The organism is Aeromonas sp. V90_14 (assembly GCF_029967615.1).
GTDB lineage: Bacteria > Pseudomonadota > Gammaproteobacteria > Enterobacterales > Aeromonadaceae > Aeromonas > Aeromonas hydrophila.
This window is the reverse complement of sequence record NZ_JASCAS010000016.1, coordinates 1-18,577: the sequence shown is the minus strand read 5'-3', so window position 1 is coordinate 18,577 and position 18,577 is coordinate 1. Positions and strand designations below refer to the sequence as shown.

General features: G+C 55.9%; 18 protein-coding genes and 1 tRNA gene. All 19 read left to right on the top strand.

From position 1 onward, the window contains the following. The coding region (locus tag QLG02_RS10165; protein WP_282465104.1) for an EF-Tu/IF-2/RF-3 family GTPase at positions 1–452 on the top strand (452 nt) is incomplete at its 5' end. A 53-nt stretch (positions 453–505) separates the two neighbouring features. Next, a tRNA-Trp gene (locus QLG02_RS10160) sits at positions 506–582 on the top strand. Positions 583–642: 60 nt separating this feature from the next. Next, positions 643–1,014, top strand: a complete 372-nt coding sequence (secE, locus tag QLG02_RS10155) for a preprotein translocase subunit SecE (protein WP_011707705.1) — start codon at positions 643–645, stop codon at positions 1,012–1,014. Between the two features lie 9 nt (positions 1,015–1,023). Then, positions 1,024–1,575: a transcription termination/antitermination protein NusG gene (gene nusG / locus QLG02_RS10150; protein ID WP_005306318.1), complete on the top strand. Its 552-nt coding sequence runs from the start codon at positions 1,024–1,026 to the stop codon at positions 1,573–1,575. A gap of 133 nt (positions 1,576–1,708) precedes the next feature. Beyond that, a complete protein-coding gene (gene rplK, locus QLG02_RS10145; protein ID WP_016352267.1) occupies positions 1,709–2,137 on the top strand; it encodes a 50S ribosomal protein L11 in 429 nt (142 codons plus the stop codon). Positions 2,138–2,141: 4 nt separating this feature from the next. After that, complete coding sequence (gene rplA, locus QLG02_RS10140; RefSeq protein ID WP_016352266.1) at positions 2,142–2,843, top strand: 50S ribosomal protein L1; 702 nt, start codon at positions 2,142–2,144, stop codon at positions 2,841–2,843. A gap of 259 nt (positions 2,844–3,102) precedes the next feature. Next, a complete protein-coding gene (gene rplJ / locus QLG02_RS10135) occupies positions 3,103–3,603 on the top strand; it encodes a 50S ribosomal protein L10 (protein ID WP_016352265.1) in 501 nt (166 codons plus the stop codon). Positions 3,604–3,654: 51 nt separating this feature from the next. Next, positions 3,655–4,017: a 50S ribosomal protein L7/L12 gene (gene rplL, locus QLG02_RS10130; protein WP_005341840.1), complete on the top strand. Its 363-nt coding sequence runs from the start codon at positions 3,655–3,657 to the stop codon at positions 4,015–4,017. Positions 4,018–4,241: 224 nt separating this feature from the next. Beyond that, positions 4,242–8,270, top strand: coding sequence for a DNA-directed RNA polymerase subunit beta (gene rpoB / locus QLG02_RS10125; protein ID WP_010635847.1), 4,029 nt, complete (start codon positions 4,242–4,244; stop codon positions 8,268–8,270). A 91-nt stretch (positions 8,271–8,361) separates the two neighbouring features. Continuing rightward, a complete protein-coding gene (gene rpoC, locus QLG02_RS10120) occupies positions 8,362–12,666 on the top strand; it encodes a DNA-directed RNA polymerase subunit beta' (protein ID WP_011707700.1) in 4,305 nt (1,434 codons plus the stop codon). 197 nt (positions 12,667–12,863) lie between these two features. After that, positions 12,864–13,580, top strand: coding sequence for a transcriptional regulator (locus tag QLG02_RS10115; protein ID WP_005306294.1), 717 nt, complete (start codon positions 12,864–12,866; stop codon positions 13,578–13,580). Positions 13,581–13,605: 25 nt separating this feature from the next. Then, positions 13,606–13,986 (top strand): RidA family protein, encoded by a 381-nt coding sequence (locus QLG02_RS10110; protein ID WP_011707699.1) that lies wholly within the window; start codon positions 13,606–13,608, stop codon positions 13,984–13,986. Positions 13,987–14,072: 86 nt separating this feature from the next. Beyond that, positions 14,073–14,465: a sulfurtransferase complex subunit TusD gene (gene tusD, locus QLG02_RS10105; protein WP_282465103.1), complete on the top strand. Its 393-nt coding sequence runs from the start codon at positions 14,073–14,075 to the stop codon at positions 14,463–14,465. Positions 14,466–14,474: 9 nt separating this feature from the next. After that, a complete protein-coding gene (gene tusC, locus QLG02_RS10100) occupies positions 14,475–14,831 on the top strand; it encodes a sulfurtransferase complex subunit TusC (RefSeq protein ID WP_106551562.1) in 357 nt (118 codons plus the stop codon). 7 nt (positions 14,832–14,838) lie between these two features. Beyond that, a complete protein-coding gene (gene tusB, locus QLG02_RS10095) occupies positions 14,839–15,117 on the top strand; it encodes a sulfurtransferase complex subunit TusB (protein WP_199796169.1) in 279 nt (92 codons plus the stop codon). 183 nt (positions 15,118–15,300) lie between these two features. Next, positions 15,301–15,675, top strand: coding sequence for a 30S ribosomal protein S12 (gene rpsL, locus QLG02_RS10090; protein ID WP_005306278.1), 375 nt, complete (start codon positions 15,301–15,303; stop codon positions 15,673–15,675). A 93-nt stretch (positions 15,676–15,768) separates the two neighbouring features. Next, positions 15,769–16,239: a 30S ribosomal protein S7 gene (gene rpsG, locus QLG02_RS10085; RefSeq protein ID WP_005306266.1), complete on the top strand. Its 471-nt coding sequence runs from the start codon at positions 15,769–15,771 to the stop codon at positions 16,237–16,239. A 75-nt stretch (positions 16,240–16,314) separates the two neighbouring features. After that, a complete protein-coding gene (fusA, locus tag QLG02_RS10080; protein ID WP_011707695.1) occupies positions 16,315–18,420 on the top strand; it encodes an elongation factor G in 2,106 nt (701 codons plus the stop codon). Positions 18,421–18,474: 54 nt separating this feature from the next. Next, positions 18,475–18,577, top strand: a 103-nt coding sequence (locus QLG02_RS10075) for a GTP-binding protein (RefSeq protein WP_034524332.1), incomplete at its 3' end; no start/stop codon positions are given.

Sequence of the window (18,577 nt, the reverse complement as noted above, 5' to 3'; positions counted from 1 at the left end):
TCGTTGGTATCAAAGATACCACCAAGACCACCTGTACCGGCGTTGAAATGTTCCGTAAGCTGCTGGACGAAGGTCGTGCAGGCGAGAACATCGGTGCACTGCTGCGTGGCGTGAAGCGTGAAGACGTAGAGCGTGGTCAGGTACTGGCCAAGCCGGGCACCATCAAGCCGCACACCAAGTTCGAATCTGAAGTGTACGTGCTGTCCAAAGAAGAAGGTGGTCGTCATACCCCGTTCTTCAAGGGCTACCGTCCGCAGTTCTACTTCCGTACTACCGACGTGACCGGTACCATCGAACTGCCGGAAGGCGTAGAGATGGTAATGCCGGGCGACAACATCAAGATGGTTGTTACCCTGATTGCGCCGATCGCGATGGATGACGGCCTGCGTTTCGCCATCCGTGAAGGTGGCCGTACCGTAGGTGCTGGTGTTGTAGCTAAAGTTATCGCTTAATCTTTGGCTTACATAAATAAAGCAAAGCCCCTATAATAGGGGCTTTCTTATGCAGGGGCGTAGTTCGAATTGGTAGAACAGCGGTCTCCAAAACCGATGGTTGCGGGTTCGAGTCCTGCCGCCCCTGCCATATACCTCGTCTCGTACGGGGCTTTTGTGTCTTTGGTTACGTCAGATACAGGTGGGTTGTATGAGTGTTAGTTCTGAGAGCCAGGGCGGAAGCAAGGATACCCTGCTTTGGGGCCTGGTTTTCATTATCCTGGCGGCCGCTGTAGTGGGTAATTACCTGCTCAACGATGTCGTCGCTGCCGTCCGCGCCCTGGGTGTGGTCGTTGTCATTGCTGCTGCCGGTGCAGTAGCCCTGCAAACCACCAAGGGAAAGGCGACACTGGCATTTGCCCGTGAGTCTCGCCTGGAAGTCCGCAAGGTCGTATGGCCGACCCGCCAGGAAGCCATTCAGACAACCCTGATTGTGCTGGCGGTGACTGCCGTGATGGGGCTGTTGCTGTTCATTCTGGACGGTGCCTTGGTCTGGTTGGTCAACCTGATTACCGGTGTGTAAGGATAAGCCATGACTGAACAACGTGAACAACGTATGAGATGGTATGTGGTGCAGGCGTTTTCCGGCTATGAAGGCCGTGTTGCCAAATCCCTGCGTGAACATATCAAGATGCATGGCATGGAAGACATGTTCGGTGAAGTGCTGGTCCCGACCGAAGAAGTGGTCGAGATGCGCGCTGGCCAGAAGCGCAAGAGTGAGCGCAAGTTTTTCCCGGGCTACGTCCTGGTTCAGATGATCATGGATGAGACCACATGGCACCTGGTACGCAATGTACCGCGCGTCATGGGCTTCATTGGTGGCACCTCTGATCGTCCCGCTCCTATCTCTGATAAAGAAGCGGATGCCATCCTCAATCGTCTGCAAGATGCCCACGACAAGCCGCGTCCGAAAACCCTGTTTGAACCGGGTGAAATGGTGCGGGTTGCCGATGGTCCGTTCGCCGATTTCAACGGTACCGTTGAAGAGGTGGACTACGAAAAGAGCCGCGTGAAGGTCTCCGTTTTGATCTTCGGTCGTTCTACACCGGTAGAGCTGGATTTTGGTCAGGTCGAAAAGGGCTGATTAAACTCTGTTCGTTAACGGTTGTCAGGGGCAGCGAATGTCATTATAATTCGCTGCCCCTTTATTAGTTGGGGAGCCGTTTGCAGGAGCATGTCTCCGAGGCGTTAGAACCCATTTCTGAGGTATTTTTGTAATGGCTAAGAAAGTCACAGCTTATATCAAGCTGCAAGTTAAGGCTGGCAGTGCTAACCCCAGCCCTCCCGTTGGTCCTGCTCTGGGTCAGCACGGTGTAAACATCATGGAATTCTGTAAGGCGTTCAACGCCCGTACAGAAAAGCTGGAAAAAGGCTCACCGACTCCGGTCGTGATCACCGTTTACAGCGACCGTTCCTTCACCTTCGAAACCAAGACTCCGCCCGCTTCCTTCCTGCTGAAGAAAGCTGCTGGTATCCAGTCTGGTTCTGCCAAGCCGAACAAAGACAAGGTTGGTAAGGTGACTGTGGCTCAGCTGCAAGAAATCGCCAAGACCAAAGAGCCGGATATGACCGGTGCCGATCTGGATGCAAAAGTACGTTGCATCGCCGGCTCCGCTCGTTCCATGGGCCTGGTAGTGGAGGATTAAGACAATGGCAAAACTTTCCAAGCGTATGCGCGTTATTCGCGAAAAAGTTGACGGTACCAAAGAGTACTCCATCAACGAAGCCATTGCCCTGCTGAAAGAACTGGCTACTGCCAAGTTCGTTGAAAGCGTTGACGTTGCCGTTAACCTGGGTATCGATGCTCGTAAATCCGACCAAAACGTACGTGGTGCAACTGTACTGCCGCACGGTACCGGTCGTGAAGTGCGCGTAGCCGTATTCACCCAAGGTGCCAACGCCGAAGCTGCCAAAGCTGCCGGTGCTGAACTGGTTGGTATGGACGAGCTGGCCGATCTGGTCAAGAAAGGCGAGATGAACTTCGACGTAGTTATTGCATCCCCGGATGCCATGCGCGTTGTTGGTCAGCTGGGTCAAATCCTGGGCCCGCGCGGTCTGATGCCGAACCCGAAAGTTGGTACTGTAACTCCTAACGTTGCCGAAGCCGTCAAGAACGCCAAGGCTGGTCAGGTTCGTTACCGTAATGACAAGAACGGTATCATTCATACCACTCTGGGCAAGGTTTCTTTCAACGAAGTTCAGCTGAAAGAAAACTTGGAAGCTCTGCTGGTTGCCCTGAAAAAGGCCAAGCCGTCTTCCGCCAAGGGTGTATTCATCAAGAAAGTCAGCATCTCCACCACCATGGGTGCCGGTGTTGCCGTAGACCAAGCTTCTCTGGAAGCTCAGGCCTAATTGATGGATTTTACAAGGCGCAAAATTTAATCTATAATTTTGCGCCTTGATTGGTTGGGGGTTTCGACCTCCGTCCAAGACCGCAGGTGGCTGCAAGGCCTTAATCCTTCCTGCGTAGACGGTGCCGGAAACCCAGCGAGAAAGATTTCTTTCTCTTCTGGAATCCTGCTACCGCATCGTTCCCCTCTGTTGTAAAGGTAGGGGGGATGTGTCAGTACTGGGTCAAACTAGACCCGGATTCAATCCAGGAGTTAAGCCAATGGCATTGGGACTCGAAGACAAAAAGGCAATTGTTGCTGAAGTCAACGAAGCTGCCAAAGGCGCTCTTTCTGCAGTTGTAGCCGATTCTCGCGGTGTGACTGTAGAGAAGATGACCAGCCTGCGTAAATCTGCTCGCGAAGCCGGTGTGTACATGCGCGTTGTGCGTAACACCCTGCTGCGTCGCGCAGTTGAAGGTACCGAATTCGGTTGCCTGAACGACGTATTGTCTGGTCCTACCTTGATTGCTTTCTCTAACGAACACCCGGGCGCTGCCGCTCGTCTGTTCAAAGAGTTTGCCAAAGCGAACCAAAAGTTCGAAATCAAGGCTGGCGCTTTTAACGGTGAGTTTATCGCCGCAGCACAAATTGATCGTCTGGCCACGCTGCCGACCTACGACGAAGCAATTGCGAAGTTGATGGCTACCATGAAGGAAGCCTCTGCTGGCAAGCTGGTTCGTACCATCGCTGCTGTGCGTGATCAGAAGCAAGCTGCTGCTTGATTCTCGCCTATTTAGGCTGTTTGAGTTTATTCAACATCAGGAATTTTTGTCATGTCTATCACTAAAGACCAAATTATCGAAGCCGTTGCTTCCATGTCCGTAATGGAAGTTGTTGAGCTGATCGAAGCTATGGAAGAGAAGTTCGGTGTTTCTGCCGCTGTTGCTGTTGCTGCCGGTCCGGCCGCTGAAGCAGTAGAAGAGAAGACCGAGTTCGACGTAGTTCTGACTGCTGCCGGTGCTAACAAAGTTGCCGTCATCAAAGCCGTTCGTGGCGCCACCGGTCTGGGCCTGAAAGAAGCCAAAGACCTGGTAGAAGCTGCTCCGGCTAACCTGAAAGAAGCCGTCTCCAAAGACGAAGCTGAAGCTCTGAAGAAAGAGCTGGAAGCTGCCGGTGCTTCTGTTGAGATCAAATAATCTGCATTTATGTAGATTAGCCTGATAAAACAGGCTAGGGCTGGTGAATTTTTGTTCACCAGCCTTTTTGCGCTGTAGACTGAGAGCATTTCACACCGTTTACGACTCTCGGTGCACCAGCAATCCGGACTGTTTTCATTCGTCCGGGCCAACACAAAACGGTGTTGAGACAGAGCTGTCCCGTGGGACAGAGTGGGTCACTTATCAGCGAGCTGAGGAACCCTATGGTTTACTCTTATACCGAAAAAAAACGCATTCGTAAGGACTTCGGTAAGCGAGACCAGGTACTGGACACGCCTTATCTGTTGTCCATTCAGCTGGACTCCTTCAAGCAGTTCATCGAGGCTGACCCGGAAGGTGAATATGGCCTAGAGGCCGCTTTCCGTAGCGTTTTCCCGATCACCAGTTACTCCGGTAGTGCTGAGCTTCAGTATGTCAGCTATCGCCTGGGTGAGCCGGTATTTGACGTAAAAGAATGCCAGATCCGTGGAGTGACCTACTCCGCGCCGCTGCGTGTCAAGCTTCGTATGGTTCTGTACGACCGTGAAGCAGCTGCCGGCACCGTCAAAGACATCAAGGAACAAGAAGTATACATGGGCGAAATTCCGCTCATGACCGAGAACGGCACCTTTGTTATCAATGGTACCGAGCGGGTAATCGTCTCCCAGCTGCATCGTAGCCCGGGCGTCTTCTTCGACCACGATAAAGGCAAAACACATTCATCCGGTAAGGTGCTGTATAACGCGCGCGTTATTCCCTACCGTGGCTCCTGGCTGGACTTCGAGTTCGATGCGAAAGACAACCTGTTTGTCCGTATCGACCGTCGTCGTAAACTGCCGGCATCCATTATTCTGCGTGCCCTGGATTTCAGTTCCGAACAGATTCTGGCCACCTTCTTCGAGACCATCGGTTTCGAAGTCAAAGATGGCAAGTTGATGATGGATCTGGTGCCGGAGCGCCTGCGTGGTGAAACTGCGACCTTTGACATCGTGGCCAATGGCGCCGTGGTGGTTGAGACCGGTCGTCGAGTGACTGCGCGTCACATCCGTCAGTTGGAAAAAGATTCCGTTACCCAGATTGAGGTACCGGTTGAGTATGTTGTTGGCAAAGTTGCTGCCAAGGACTACGCACATCCGCAAACTGGCGAGATGGTAGTGACTGCCAACCAGGCGCTGAGCCTGGAAGCGGTAGCCAACCTCTCCCAAGCCGGCTTCAAGCACTTCGAGGTTCTGTTCACCAATGAACTGGATCACGGTGCCTACATGTCCGAGACCCTGCGTATCGACTCCAGCTCCAGCCGCCTGGAAGCGCTGGTCGAAATCTATCGCATGATGCGTCCGGGTGAGCCGCCGACTCGCGAAGCCGCAGAACAGCTGTTCGAGAACCTGTTCTTCTCTTCCGAGCGTTACGACCTGTCTACCGTAGGTCGGATGAAGTTCAACCGCCGTCTGGCTCGTGAAGACGAGACCGGCGTGGGTACGCTGACCAAAGACGACATCGTCGATGTGATGAAGCGCCTGATCGACATCCGTAACGGCAATGACGAGGTGGACGATATCGACCACCTGGGCAACCGTCGTATCCGTTCTGTCGGTGAAATGGCTGAAAACCAGTTCCGCGTCGGTCTGGTGCGTGTCGAGCGTGCGGTCAAGGAGCGTCTCTCCCTGGGCGACCTGGACACCCTGATGCCGCAGGATCTGATCAACGCCAAACCGATCTCCGCCGCAGTCAAAGAGTTCTTTGGTTCCAGCCAGCTGTCCCAGTTCATGGACCAGAACAACCCGCTGTCCGAAGTGACCCACAAGCGCCGTATCTCTGCGCTGGGCCCGGGTGGTTTGACTCGTGAGCGTGCCGGCTTTGAAGTTCGAGACGTACACCCGACCCACTACGGTCGTCTGTGCCCCATCGAAACTCCTGAAGGTCCGAACATCGGTCTGATCAACTCTCTGTCCGTGTACTCTCGTACCAACGAGTACGGTTTCCTCGAGACTCCGTACCGCAAGGTCATTGACGGTGTGATCACCGACGAAGTGGACTATCTGTCTGCTATTGAAGAAGGCAAGTACGTGATCGCACAGGCTAACGCCGCGACCACCGAAGATGGCCGTCTGAAAGATGAATTGATCCCGTGTCGTCACAAAGGTGAATCCACCTTTATGAACGCCGACCAGATCCAGTATATGGACGTGAGCCCGCAGCAGATCGTATCTGTGGCAGCGGCCCTGATCCCGTTCCTGGAACACGATGACGCGAACCGCGCATTGATGGGTTCAAACATGCAACGTCAGGCTGTACCGACTCTGCGCGCCGACAAGCCGCTGGTTGGTACCGGTATGGAACGCGCTGTGGCCGTTGACTCCGGTGTTACCGTAGTGGCCAAGCGTGGCGGCATGATCGACTACGTCGATGCCTCCCGTATCGTTATCAAGGTCAACGAAGATGAGCTGCTGCCTGGCGAAGCCGGCATCGACATCTACAGCCTGACCAAATACACCCGTTCCAACCAGAACACCTGTATCAACCAGCGTCCGTGCGTGATGTTGGGCGAGCCGGTGATGGCGGGCGACGTGCTGGCTGACGGCCCGTCCACCGACCTGGGTGAACTGGCGCTGGGTCAGAACCTGCGCGTCGCGTTCATGCCGTGGAACGGTTACAACTTCGAAGACTCGATCCTGGTGAACGAGCGTGTTGTTCAGGAAGATCGCCTGACCACCATTCACATCCAGGAACTGGCCTGTATCTCCCGTGACACCAAGCTGGGTCCGGAAGAGATCACTGCTGACATTCCGAACGTGGGTGAAGCCGCTCTGTCCAAGCTGGACGAGTCCGGTATCGTCTACGTGGGTGCCGAAGTGAAGGGCGGCGACATTCTGGTCGGTAAGGTAACTCCTAAAGGTGAAACCCAGCTGACGCCGGAAGAGAAGCTGCTGCGCGCCATCTTCGGTGAGAAGGCGTCCGACGTGAAGGACTCCTCCCTGCGTGTGCCGAACGGTGTGTACGGTACCGTGGTTGACGTGCAGGTCTTTACCCGCGATGGCGTGGAAAAAGACAAGCGCGCCAAAGAAATCGAAGAGATGCAGCTGAAGGAAGCGAAGAAGGACTTGACCGAAGAGTTCAAGATCCTGGAAGACGGCATTTTCGGCCGCTCCCGCAACCTGCTGCTGGCCGCCGGTTACAGCGAAGACCGTCTGAACAAGCTCGATCGCTCCAAGTGGTTTGAACTGGCCATCGAAGATGAAGCCAAGCAAATCGAGCTGGAACAGATCGCTGAACAGCACGTTGAGCTGAAGGCCGAGTTCGACAAGAAATTCGAGAACAAGCGTCGCAAGATCATCCAGGGCGATGACCTGGCGCCGGGCGTACTGAAGATCGTCAAGGTCTATCTGGCCGTCAAGCGTCGCATCCAGCCGGGTGACAAGATGGCGGGTCGTCACGGTAACAAGGGTGTTATCTCCAAGATCTGTCCGGTCGAGGATATGCCCCATGACGAGTACGGCCGTCCGGTCGACATCGTTCTGAACCCGTTGGGCGTACCGTCCCGTATGAACATCGGTCAGATCCTCGAAGTGCACTTGGGCCTCGCGGCCAAGGGTATCGGCGAGAAGATCGACCGCATGGTCAAGGAACAGCGCGAACTGCACGAAATGCGTGACTTCCTGCAACAGGTCTATGACCTGGGCGAGAAAGACACCCAGCAAGTGAACGTGGCGGAGCTGTCCGACGACGACGTTCGTACCCTGGTCGGTAACCTGCGCAAGGGTCTGCCGGTAGCAACGCCGGTCTTTGATGGCGCCAAAGAGCGTGAAATCAAGGCCCTGCTGAAGCTGGCCGACCTGCCGGAATCCGGTCAGATCGCCCTGTTCGACGGTCGTACCGGTAACGCCTTCGAGCGTAAGGTCACCGTGGGTTACATGTACATGCTGAAGCTGAACCACCTGGTAGACGACAAGATGCACGCGCGTTCTACCGGTTCCTACAGCCTGGTTACCCAGCAGCCGCTGGGTGGTAAGGCACAGTTCGGTGGTCAGCGTTTCGGTGAGATGGAAGTGTGGGCCCTGGAGGCTTACGGTGCGGCATATACCCTGCAGGAGATGCTGACCGTCAAGTCTGACGATGTGAACGGCCGTACCAAGATGTACAAGAACATCGTGGATGGCGACCACCGTATGGAGCCGGGCATGCCCGAATCCTTCAACGTATTGCTGAAGGAAATCCGCTCTCTGGGTATCAACATCGAGCTGGACGAAGAGTAAGAGCTCGCTCTTATTGTTCGAGAATTGACGTGGGCGCCCCGCTGTTTCGGCAGTAGGGGCGCCGAGGTTAGACTCCTGACAGGGGAAACACGTGAAAGACTTACTCAAGTTTTTGAAGGCTCAGACCAAGACCGAAGAGTTTGACAGTATCAAGATCGGTCTGGCCTCTCCTGACATGATCCGCTCCTGGTCATTCGGTGAGGTCAAAAAGCCTGAGACCATCAACTACCGGACTTTCAAGCCGGAGCGTGATGGTCTGTTCTGCGCCCGTATCTTCGGACCGGTGAAGGACTACGAGTGTCTGTGCGGCAAGTACAAGCGCCTGAAACACCGTGGTGTGATCTGTGAGAAGTGCGGCGTAGAAGTGACCCAGACCAAGGTCCGTCGTGAGCGTATGGGCCACATCGAGCTGGCCAGCCCGACTGCCCACATCTGGTTCCTGAAGTCCCTGCCGTCCCGTATCGGCCTGCTGCTGGACATGACCCTGCGTGACATCGAGCGCGTGCTGTATTTCGAATCCTATGTAGTGATCGAACCCGGCATGACCAACCTCGAGCGCAGCCAGATGCTGTCCGAAGAGCAGTACCTGGACGCACTGGAAGAGTGGGGCGACGAATTCGACGCCAAGATGGGTGCCGAAGCAATCCTGGCATTGCTGCGCGCCATCGATCTGGAAGGCGAAGTGCGCACCATGCGCGAAGAGCTGGATCAGACCAACTCCGAGACCAAGCGCAAGAAGACCACCAAGCGCCTGAAGCTGATGGAAGCCTTCCTGCAGTCCGGCAACAAGCCGGAGTGGATGATCATGACAGTGCTGCCTGTGCTGCCGCCGGACCTGCGTCCGCTGGTACCGCTGGACGGCGGCCGTTTCGCGACCTCCGATCTGAACGATCTGTACCGCCGCGTGATCAACCGTAACAACCGCTTGAAGCGCCTGCTGGACCTGGCTGCTCCGGACATCATCGTGCGCAACGAAAAGCGCATGCTGCAAGAGTCCGTCGATGCCCTGCTGGACAACGGCCGTCGTGGTCGTGCCATCACCGGCTCCAACAAGCGCCCGCTGAAATCCTTGGCCGACATGATCAAGGGTAAGCAGGGTCGTTTCCGTCAGAACCTGCTCGGTAAGCGTGTCGACTACTCCGGTCGTTCCGTTATCACCGTAGGTCCGACGCTGCGTCTGCATCAGTGCGGTCTGCCGAAGAAGATGGCGCTGGAGCTGTTCAAGCCCTTCATCTATGGCAAGCTGGAATCCCGCGGTCTGGCGACCACCATCAAGGCCGCCAAGAAGATGGTGGAGCGCGAAGAAGCTGTCGTTTGGGACATCCTGGACGAAGTGATCCGCGAACACCCGGTGCTGCTGAACCGTGCACCGACTCTGCACCGTCTGGGTATCCAGGCGTTTGAACCGACCCTGATCGAAGGCAAGGCCATCCAGCTGCACCCGCTCGTCTGTGCCGCCTATAACGCGGACTTCGATGGTGACCAGATGGCGGTCCACGTACCGCTGACCCTGGAAGCCCAGCTGGAAGCGCGCGCGCTGATGATGTCCACCAACAACATCCTGTCGCCTGCCTCCGGTGAGCCGATCATCGTTCCGTCTCAGGACGTGGTCTTGGGTCTGTACTACATGACCCGCGCCCGTATCAACGCCAAGGGCGAAGGTATGGTGCTGTCCGGTCCGAAAGAAGCCGAGAAGGTATACCGCGCCGGTCTGGCCGATCTGCATGCTCGCGTGAAAGTTCGCATCACCGAATACCTGCGTCAGGAAGACGGTTCGCTGCGTGCTCACACCGAGATGAAGAACACCACCGTTGGTCGTGCGATCCTGAGCCTGATCCTGCCGAAAGGCATGGAATACGCGCTGATCGACGAGCCGAAGGTGCTGACTGCTGCAGAGCAGGCTGACCTGGATGCCAACCCGCAGAACTGGATCAAATCCGTATCCAACAAGGCGCTGGGCAAAAAGCTCATCTCCCGTCTGCTGAACACCTGCTATCGCAAGCAGGGCCTGAAGGACACCGTCATCTTCGCTGACCAGCTGATGTATACCGGTTTCCACTATGCGGCCCTGTCCGGTGCTTCCGTTGGTATCGATGACATGGTCATCCCGGATGCCAAGAAAGACATCATTGCCGCTGCAGAAGCCGAAGTTGCCGAGATCCAGGACCAGTTCCTGTCCGGTCTGGTGACCGCGGGCGAACGCTACAACAAGGTTATCGATATCTGGGCCAGCGCCAACGAGCGCGTCTCCAAGGCCATGATGGAGAACTTGTCCAAAGAGCGTAACGTCAACTCGCTGGGTGAAGAAGAAGAGCAAGCCTCGTTCAACAGCATCTTCATGATGGCCGACTCTGGTGCGCGGGGTTCCGCAGCCCAGATCCGTCAGCTGGCCGGTATGCGTGGCCTGATGGCCAAGCCGGATGGCTCCATCATCGAGACCCCGATCGTCGCGAACTTCCGCGAAGGTCTGAACGTACTGCAGTACTTCATCTCCACTCACGGTGCTCGTAAGGGTCTGGCGGATACCGCACTGAAGACTGCGAACTCCGGTTACCTGACTCGTCGTCTGGTTGACGTGGCACAGGACATGGTGATCACCGAGGACGATTGCGGCACTACCGAAGGTCTGTGGATGACTCCGCTGATCGAAGGTGGCGACGTGGTCGAACCGCTGCGTGAGCGCGTGCTGGGCCGTGTGGTTGCCGATGACGTGATCAAGCCGGGTACTGAAGACGAAGTGCTGGTAGCACGCAACACCCTGCTCGACGAGCAGCTGTGTGACCTGCTGGAGCGCAACTCCGTTGACCGCGTGAAGGTACGTTCTGCCATCACCTGTGAGACCGACTTCGGTAACTGTGCTCACTGCTACGGCCGTGATCTGGCCCGTGGTCACCTAGTTAACAAGGGTGAGGCTGTCGGTGTTATCGCCGCCCAGTCCATCGGTGAACCGGGTACCCAGCTGACGATGCGTACCTTCCACATCGGTGGTGCCGCATCCCGTGCCGCTGCCGAGAGCAGCATCCAGGTCAAGAACACCGGTAGCATCAAGCTGCAGAACGCCAAGTTCGTTCACAACAGCGATGACAAACTGGTTATCACCTCCCGTTCTACCGAACTGACCATCATGGACGAGATGGGCCGTACCAAGGAAAGCCACAAGCTGCCTTACGGTTCCGTGCTGGAAGTGAAAGATGGCCAGGCCGTGAACGCCGGTGAAACCGTCGCCAACTGGGATCCGCACACTCACCCGATCATCACCGAAGTAGCGGGTCGCCTGCACTTCGAACACATGATCGATGGCGTGACCATTACTCGTCAGACCGACGAGCTGACCGGTCTCTCCTCCATCGTCGTGCTGGATGTCAACGAGCGTCCGAGCGCCGGTAAAGAGATGCGTCCGACCGTGAAACTGGTCGACCTGAACGGCAAGGACGTGATGATCCCGGGTACCGATGTCGCCGCCCAGTACTTCCTGCCGGGCAAGGCGATCGTGAACCTAGAAGATGGTGCCAACGTGGGCGTGGGTGACGCGGTAGCGCGTATCCCGCAAGAGTCCGGCGGTACCAAGGACATCACCGGTGGTCTGCCGCGCGTTGCGGATCTGTTCGAAGCACGTCAACCGAAGGAACCGGCAATTCTGGCCGAGATCTCCGGTACCATCTCCTTCGGGAAAGAGACCAAGGGCAAACGCCGTCTGGTCATCACCCCGACCGATGGTGGCGATGTCTACGAGGAGATGATTCCGAAGTGGCGTAACCTGAACGTGTTCGAAGGTGAAAAAGTTGAGAAGGGTGAAGTGCTGGCAGACGGTCCTGAGTCTGCTCACGACATTCTGCGTCTGCGCGGTATCAGCCCGGTCGCCAACTACATCGCCAACGAAGTGCAGGACGTTTATCGTCTGCAAGGCGTTAAGATCAACGACAAGCACATCGAAGTCATCGTGCGTCAGATGCTGCGCAAGTGCGAGATCCTGAGCGCTGGCGACACCGACCTGATCGAAGGCGAACAGGTTGAAGTGGCTCGCGTTAAGATTGCCAACCGTAAGCTGGTTGCTGAGGGCAAGACCCCGGCCACCTTCCGTCACATCCTGATGGGTATTACCAAGGCATCTCTGAGCACCGAGTCCTTCATCTCCGCGGCTTCCTTCCAGGAAACCACCCGTGTTCTGACCGAAGCGGCCGTTGGCGGCAAGCGTGACGAACTGCGTGGCCTGAAAGAGAACGTGATCGTGGGTCGTCTGATCCCGGCTGGTACCGGCTTTGCCTACCACCACGGCCGGATCAACCAGCGTGCCGCCGCAGCCCGTGCTGTTGGTGTACCGCAGGTGACTGCCGATGAAGCTCAGCAAAACCTGGCGGATCTGCTCAACGCAGCCGGCAGTTTTGACGAAGAGTAATCTTCCGCTGTAGCGAATGAAAAGGGCCCCTTCATGGGGCCCTTTTTTATTGTCGATTTTCTCGTCAAAGCCAGACGCCACGCGGATATTCGGATGATCCAGAGCAAGGTTGCAGAGTAAAAAATCAAAAAAAGTTGACATTGACCCCTCGCAACTGAAAACTCGGGAAAGTTGAATGGGTATTACAGGGGTAGAACATGACTGTCGGTATCGAGGAAGTGATGCTTCCCGAAGAGCAACTGATCGGTCGCACTTTTACAGACGAAGACAGGGAATTGTTGCGCTCATACGATGGGCTGATCGATGGCTTGGCCGAGTTGTTCGGCAAGCACTGTGAAGTGGTGCTTCACTCCCTGGAAAATCTGCACGAGTCCGTGATCAAGATTGCCAACGGGTTCAATACGGGACGGAATGAGGGGGCCCCCATTACCGATCTCGCGCTGCGTATGCTCAAGGACATCGAGAATACCGGCCAGGATTACACCCAGAGCTATTTTGCTCGCAGCCGTACCGGTGCCCTGATGAAGTCGAGTACCATCGCCATCAGGAACAGCGACAAGCAGGTGATCGGCCTCATCTGTATCAACCTGCACATCAACGCGCCTTTTCACGAGTTCGTCGCCGAATTTTTCCCGACGCCGCAGCAAGTCGAGCGTCAGTCGCCGGAGACCTTTGCCAACAGTGTGGAAGAGCTGGTTGCCCAGACGGTGGACAACACCATCGACGAGATCAACCGCGATCCGACCGTTGCCAACAATGCTAAAAACAGGTTTATCGTGACCCAGCTGTTCGAGAAGGGCATATTTGATATCAAGGACTCGATCAACCTGGTCGCCGACAAGCTGAACATTTCCAAACATACCGTTTATCTGTACATCCGACAGCGCAAGCAGGGTGAAGACGAAAACGAGTAAGCGCCATAGAAGGGGATAGACAAGAATGGCTAAAGAAGTTATTGCAACCGACAAGGCTCCTGCCGCAATTGGCCCGTATGTTCAGGCCACCAAACTGGGCGAGCTGGTCTTCACCTCCGGGCAGATCCCGCTCGATCCGGCCACCATGGAGATAGTGGCTGGCGGTATCGAAGCGCAGGCCGAGCAGGTGATGAAGAACCTGGTTGCAGTATTGAAGGAAGCGGGAGCCGATACCGGCAAGGTACTGAAGACCACCTGCTTCCTCAGCGACATGAACAACTTTGTTGCCTTCAACCAGGTTTATGCCCGTTACTTCGGTGACGCCGCTCCTGCCCGCTCCTGCGTGGAAGTGGCGCGTCTGCCGAAGGATGTGCTGGTTGAAGTCGAAGCCATCGCTTACGTCTGATCCAAGGCTGCACGAAGAGCCCCTCCCAGGAGGGGCTTTTTTGTGTTTGGCGTAGAATGGACGAACACATGCGCAGGAGTCCGGATATGAGTCTGAATTTTGTCCTGCTGGTAACGGGGCCCGCCTATGGCACCCAGTCCGCCAGCACAGCCTATCGCTTTGCCTTGAGCCTCATCGAGCAGGGCCATCGCTTGTCTCACCTGTTCTTCTACCAGGACGGGGTCTGCAACGGCAACGGGCTGCATGCTCCCGCCTCCGATGAGAGCAACCTGGTCGCCCTGTGGCGTGAACTGGCCAACCAGCAAGGGATCCGTATCGATGTGTGCGTCGCCGCCGCCATGCGGCGCGGTGTGCTGGATGAGCAGGAGGCCAAGGGGCTGGGCAGGGCACACTTCAACCTGGAGCCGCCATTTTGCCTGAGCGGCCTGGGTCAGCTGGCGGAGGCCAGCCTGACCGCCGATCGATTCGTCCAGTTTTAGGAGACAGCCATGCACAAGATAGCGTTTATTTGCCGGCGTGGACCGCACGGTACCGCCGCCGGGCGGGAGGGTCTGGATGCCCTGCTGGCCACTTCGGCCATGACCGAGTCGCTGGCCCTGTTCCTCATCGGGGATGGCGTGCTGCAACTGCTCAGGGAGCAGCAGCCGCAGGCCATCTTGCAGCGTCACTATGCGCCGACCTTCAAGCTGCTCGAGCTCTACGACATCGAGGAGGTCTATGTGTGCACCGACTCGCTGGCAGAGCGTGGCCTGACGGTGGCGGATCTGCTGATCCCCGTAACCGGCTTGTCCCGCACCGACATCCGGCTCCAGTGGGATGCCTGTGCGACCCACATCTGCTTTTGAGGTGACCATGATACAGCTGATATTGACCTCTCCCTTCCAGAGCCAGGACCTGGAACAGGCGCTGACCTATCGCCAACCGGAGGATGTGTTGGTACTGATGCAGGATGCCGTCGTCGCTGCCACGGCCCCTCAGTGGTGTGCACGGTTGGTTGGAGTGCCGCTCTATGTCATGCGGGAAGACCTGCAGGCGAGGGGGTTGCAACAACGGATCGGGTTGGATCTGGACATGGCCGGCTTGGTGGCTCTGATCGCGGAAAAAGGCTCGCCGCAGACCTGGGTTGGCTGATGGCCAGTTTTATATAATTATTTCAGCCGGTTACCGACATTTTTCAAGGTCTCTTCACTGCCTTTCCTGGCTCGGATTGTATAAATCTTGACTCCCTTGACAACAGGGCATAAAATTTCGCGTCCCCGTATCTGCGGGGAGGATTTTTCACATGTTTATGAAGTCATTATCAGGAGCCTTTTGATGGCAACTATTAACCAGTTGGTTCGCAAGCCACGCATCAAGCTCGTTGTGAAAAGCAACGTGCCGGCGCTGGAAGCGTGCCCTCAGAAGCGTGGCGTGTGCACCCGTGTATACACCACCACCCCGAAGAAGCCTAACTCTGCACTGCGTAAAGTATGCCGTGTACGTCTGACCAACGGCTTCGAAGTCACCTCCTACATCGGCGGTGAAGGTCACAACCTGCAAGAGCACTCTGTTGTTCTGATCCGTGGCGGTCGTGTAAAAGACTTGCCAGGTGTTCGTTATCACACCGTTCGTGGTGCGTTGGACTGTGCCGGTGTTAAAGACCGTAAGCAGGCTCGCTCCAAGTATGGCGTGAAGCGTCCGAAAGCTTAATGGTTCTCCGTTAAGTAAGGCCAAACGTTAATTCGTTTCTAGTTAGATAACTTTCTAGTTTTGGGTAACCCCTGAAGTTACGGAGAATTTGAAATGCCAAGACGTCGTGTTGTTGGTCAGCGTAAAATCCTGCCGGATCCCAAGTTCGGATCAGAGCTGCTGGCTAAATTTGTCAACGTAGTAATGGTTGACGGTAAGAAATCTGTTTCCGAAGCCATCGTATATGGCGCGCTGGACATCATTGCCACCAAGACTGGCAAAGAGCACCTGGCCGTATTCGAAGAAGCCCTGGACAACATTCGTCCGGCCGTCGAGGTTAAATCTCGTCGTGTCGGTGGTGCAACCTATCAGGTACCGGTAGAAGTTCGTCCGGTTCGCCGCAATGCCCTGGCAATGCGCTGGTTGGTTGATGCCGCTCGTAAACGTGGTGAAAAATCAATGGCTCAGCGTTTGGCTGGCGAGCTGCTGGATGCCGCTGACAATAAGGGTTCGTCTGTCAAGAAACGTGAAGACGTACACCGTATGGCTGAAGCGAACAAGGCTTTCGCTCACTTCCGCTGGTAATCCGCTTGCGCAGGGTCTTCTGGCTCTGCGCACCTTTAATTATCTGGGGACAAGTGCCCTAGTAAGAGGATGACAATGGCTCGTACAACCCCCATTGAGCGTTATCGTAATATCGGTATCTCCGCTCACATCGACGCCGGTAAGACTACTACTACCGAGCGCGTTCTGTTTTACACCGGTGTAAGTCACAAGATCGGTGAAGTTCACGATGGCGCCGCCACCATGGACTGGATGGAACAGGAACAAGAGCGTGGTATCACCATCACCTCCGCCGCGACCACCGCTTTCTGGTCCGGTATGGGCAAACAGTTCCAACCGCACCGTATCAACATCATCGATACCCCGGGCCACGTTGACTTTACTATCGAAGTAGAGCGTTCCATGCGTGTTCTGGATGGCGCCGTGATGGTGTACTGTGCCGTAGGTGGCGTACAGCCACAGTCTGAAACCGTATGGCGTCAGGCTAACAAGTACAAGGTTCCCCGTATCGCGTTCGTCAACAAGATGGACCGTACCGGTGCCAACTTCCTGCGCTGCGTTGAGCACATCAAGACCCGTCTGAAAGGTAACCCGGTTCCGCTGCAACTGAACATCGGTTCAGAAGAGAACTTCAAGGGCGTTATCGACCTGGTCAAGATGAAAGCCATCAACTGGAGCGAAGCTGACCAGGGCGTATCCTTCGATTACGAAGACGTCCCGGCTGAGCTGCTGGAAAAAGCGCAAGAAATGCGCATGACCCTGGTTGAAGCCGCTGCTGAAGCGTCTGAAGACCTGATGGAAAAATACCTGGGTGGTGAAGAACTGACCGAGGAAGAGATCAAGAAAGCTCTTCGTCAGCGCGTTCTGAACAACGAAATCATCCTGGTTACCTGTGGCTCCGCGTTCAAGAACAAGGGCGTACAGGCCATGCTGGATGCCGTGGTTGACTATCTGCCGGCGCCGACCGACGTAGCAGCCATCGACGGTCTGAAGCTGGATGGCGAGACCAAAGACGAGCGTCATGCTTCTGATGACGAGCCGTTTGCTGCTCTGGCATTCAAGATTGCTACCGACCCGTTCGTAGGCAACCTGACCTTCTTCCGCGTTTACTCCGGTGTGGTTAACTCCGGCGACTCCGTGCTGAACTCCGTTAAAGAGAAGCGCGAGCGTTTTGGCCGTATCGTTCAGATGCACGCCAACAAGCGTGAAGAGATCAAAGAAGTTCGCGCAGGCGATATCGCTGCCGCCATCGGTCTGAAAGACGTGACCACCGGTGACACCCTGTGTGACGAAAAAGCGCCGATCATCCTCGAGCGTATGGAATTCCCGGAACCGGTAATCTCCATCGCGGTTGAGCCGAAAACCAAGGCTGACCAAGAGAAGATGGGCCTGGCTCTGGGCCGTCTGGCTCAAGAAGACCCGTCCTTCCGCGTATGGACTGACGAAGAGTCTGGCCAAACCATCATCGCCGGTATGGGTGAGCTGCACCTGGACATCATCGTTGACCGTATGCGTCGCGAGTTCAAGGTAGAAGCGAACGTAGGTAAGCCGCAGGTTGCCTACCGTGAAACCATTCGTAACACCGTCAAGGATATCGAAGGTAAGCACGCCAAGCAGTCCGGTGGTCGTGGTCAGTACGGTCACGTTGTGATCGACATGTACCCGCTGGAAGAAGGCAAAGCCTACGAATTCGTCAACGACATCAAGGGCGGCGTCATTCCTGGTGAGTTCATCCCGGGTGTTGACAAGGGTATCCGCGAGCAGCTGAAGTCCGGCCCGCTGGCAGGTTATCCGGTAATGGATCTGGGCGTGCGTCTGCACTTCGGTTCCTACCACGATGTCGACTCTTCCGAACTGGCGTTCAAGATCGCTGCTTCCATGGCCTTTAAGGCTGGCTTCATGAAGGCCAACCCGGTTCTGCTCGAACCGATCATGAAAGTAGAAGTCGAGACTCCGGAAGACTACATGGGCGACGTGATCGGTGACCTGAACCGTCGTCGTGGCCTGATCGAAGGTATGGAAGATGGCCCGTCCGGCAAGATCGTTCGTGCCCTGGTGCCGCTGGCCGAGATGTTCGGTTACGCTACCGCCCTGCGTTCTGCTACCCAGGGTCGTGCTTCCTACGCCATGGAATTCGCCAAGTATCACGATGCCCCGACCAACGTCGCCCAGGCCGTGATCGAAGAGCGCAAATCCAAGTAATTTAAGATTCCCCGCCTACGACGGTAGGCGGGTTTAACCTAGAAGGACTACGTCGTGTCTAAAGAAAAATTTGAGCGTAATAAACCGCACGTAAACGTCGGCACCATCGGCCACGTTGACCACGGTAAAACCACCCTGACTGCCGCTATCACCAACG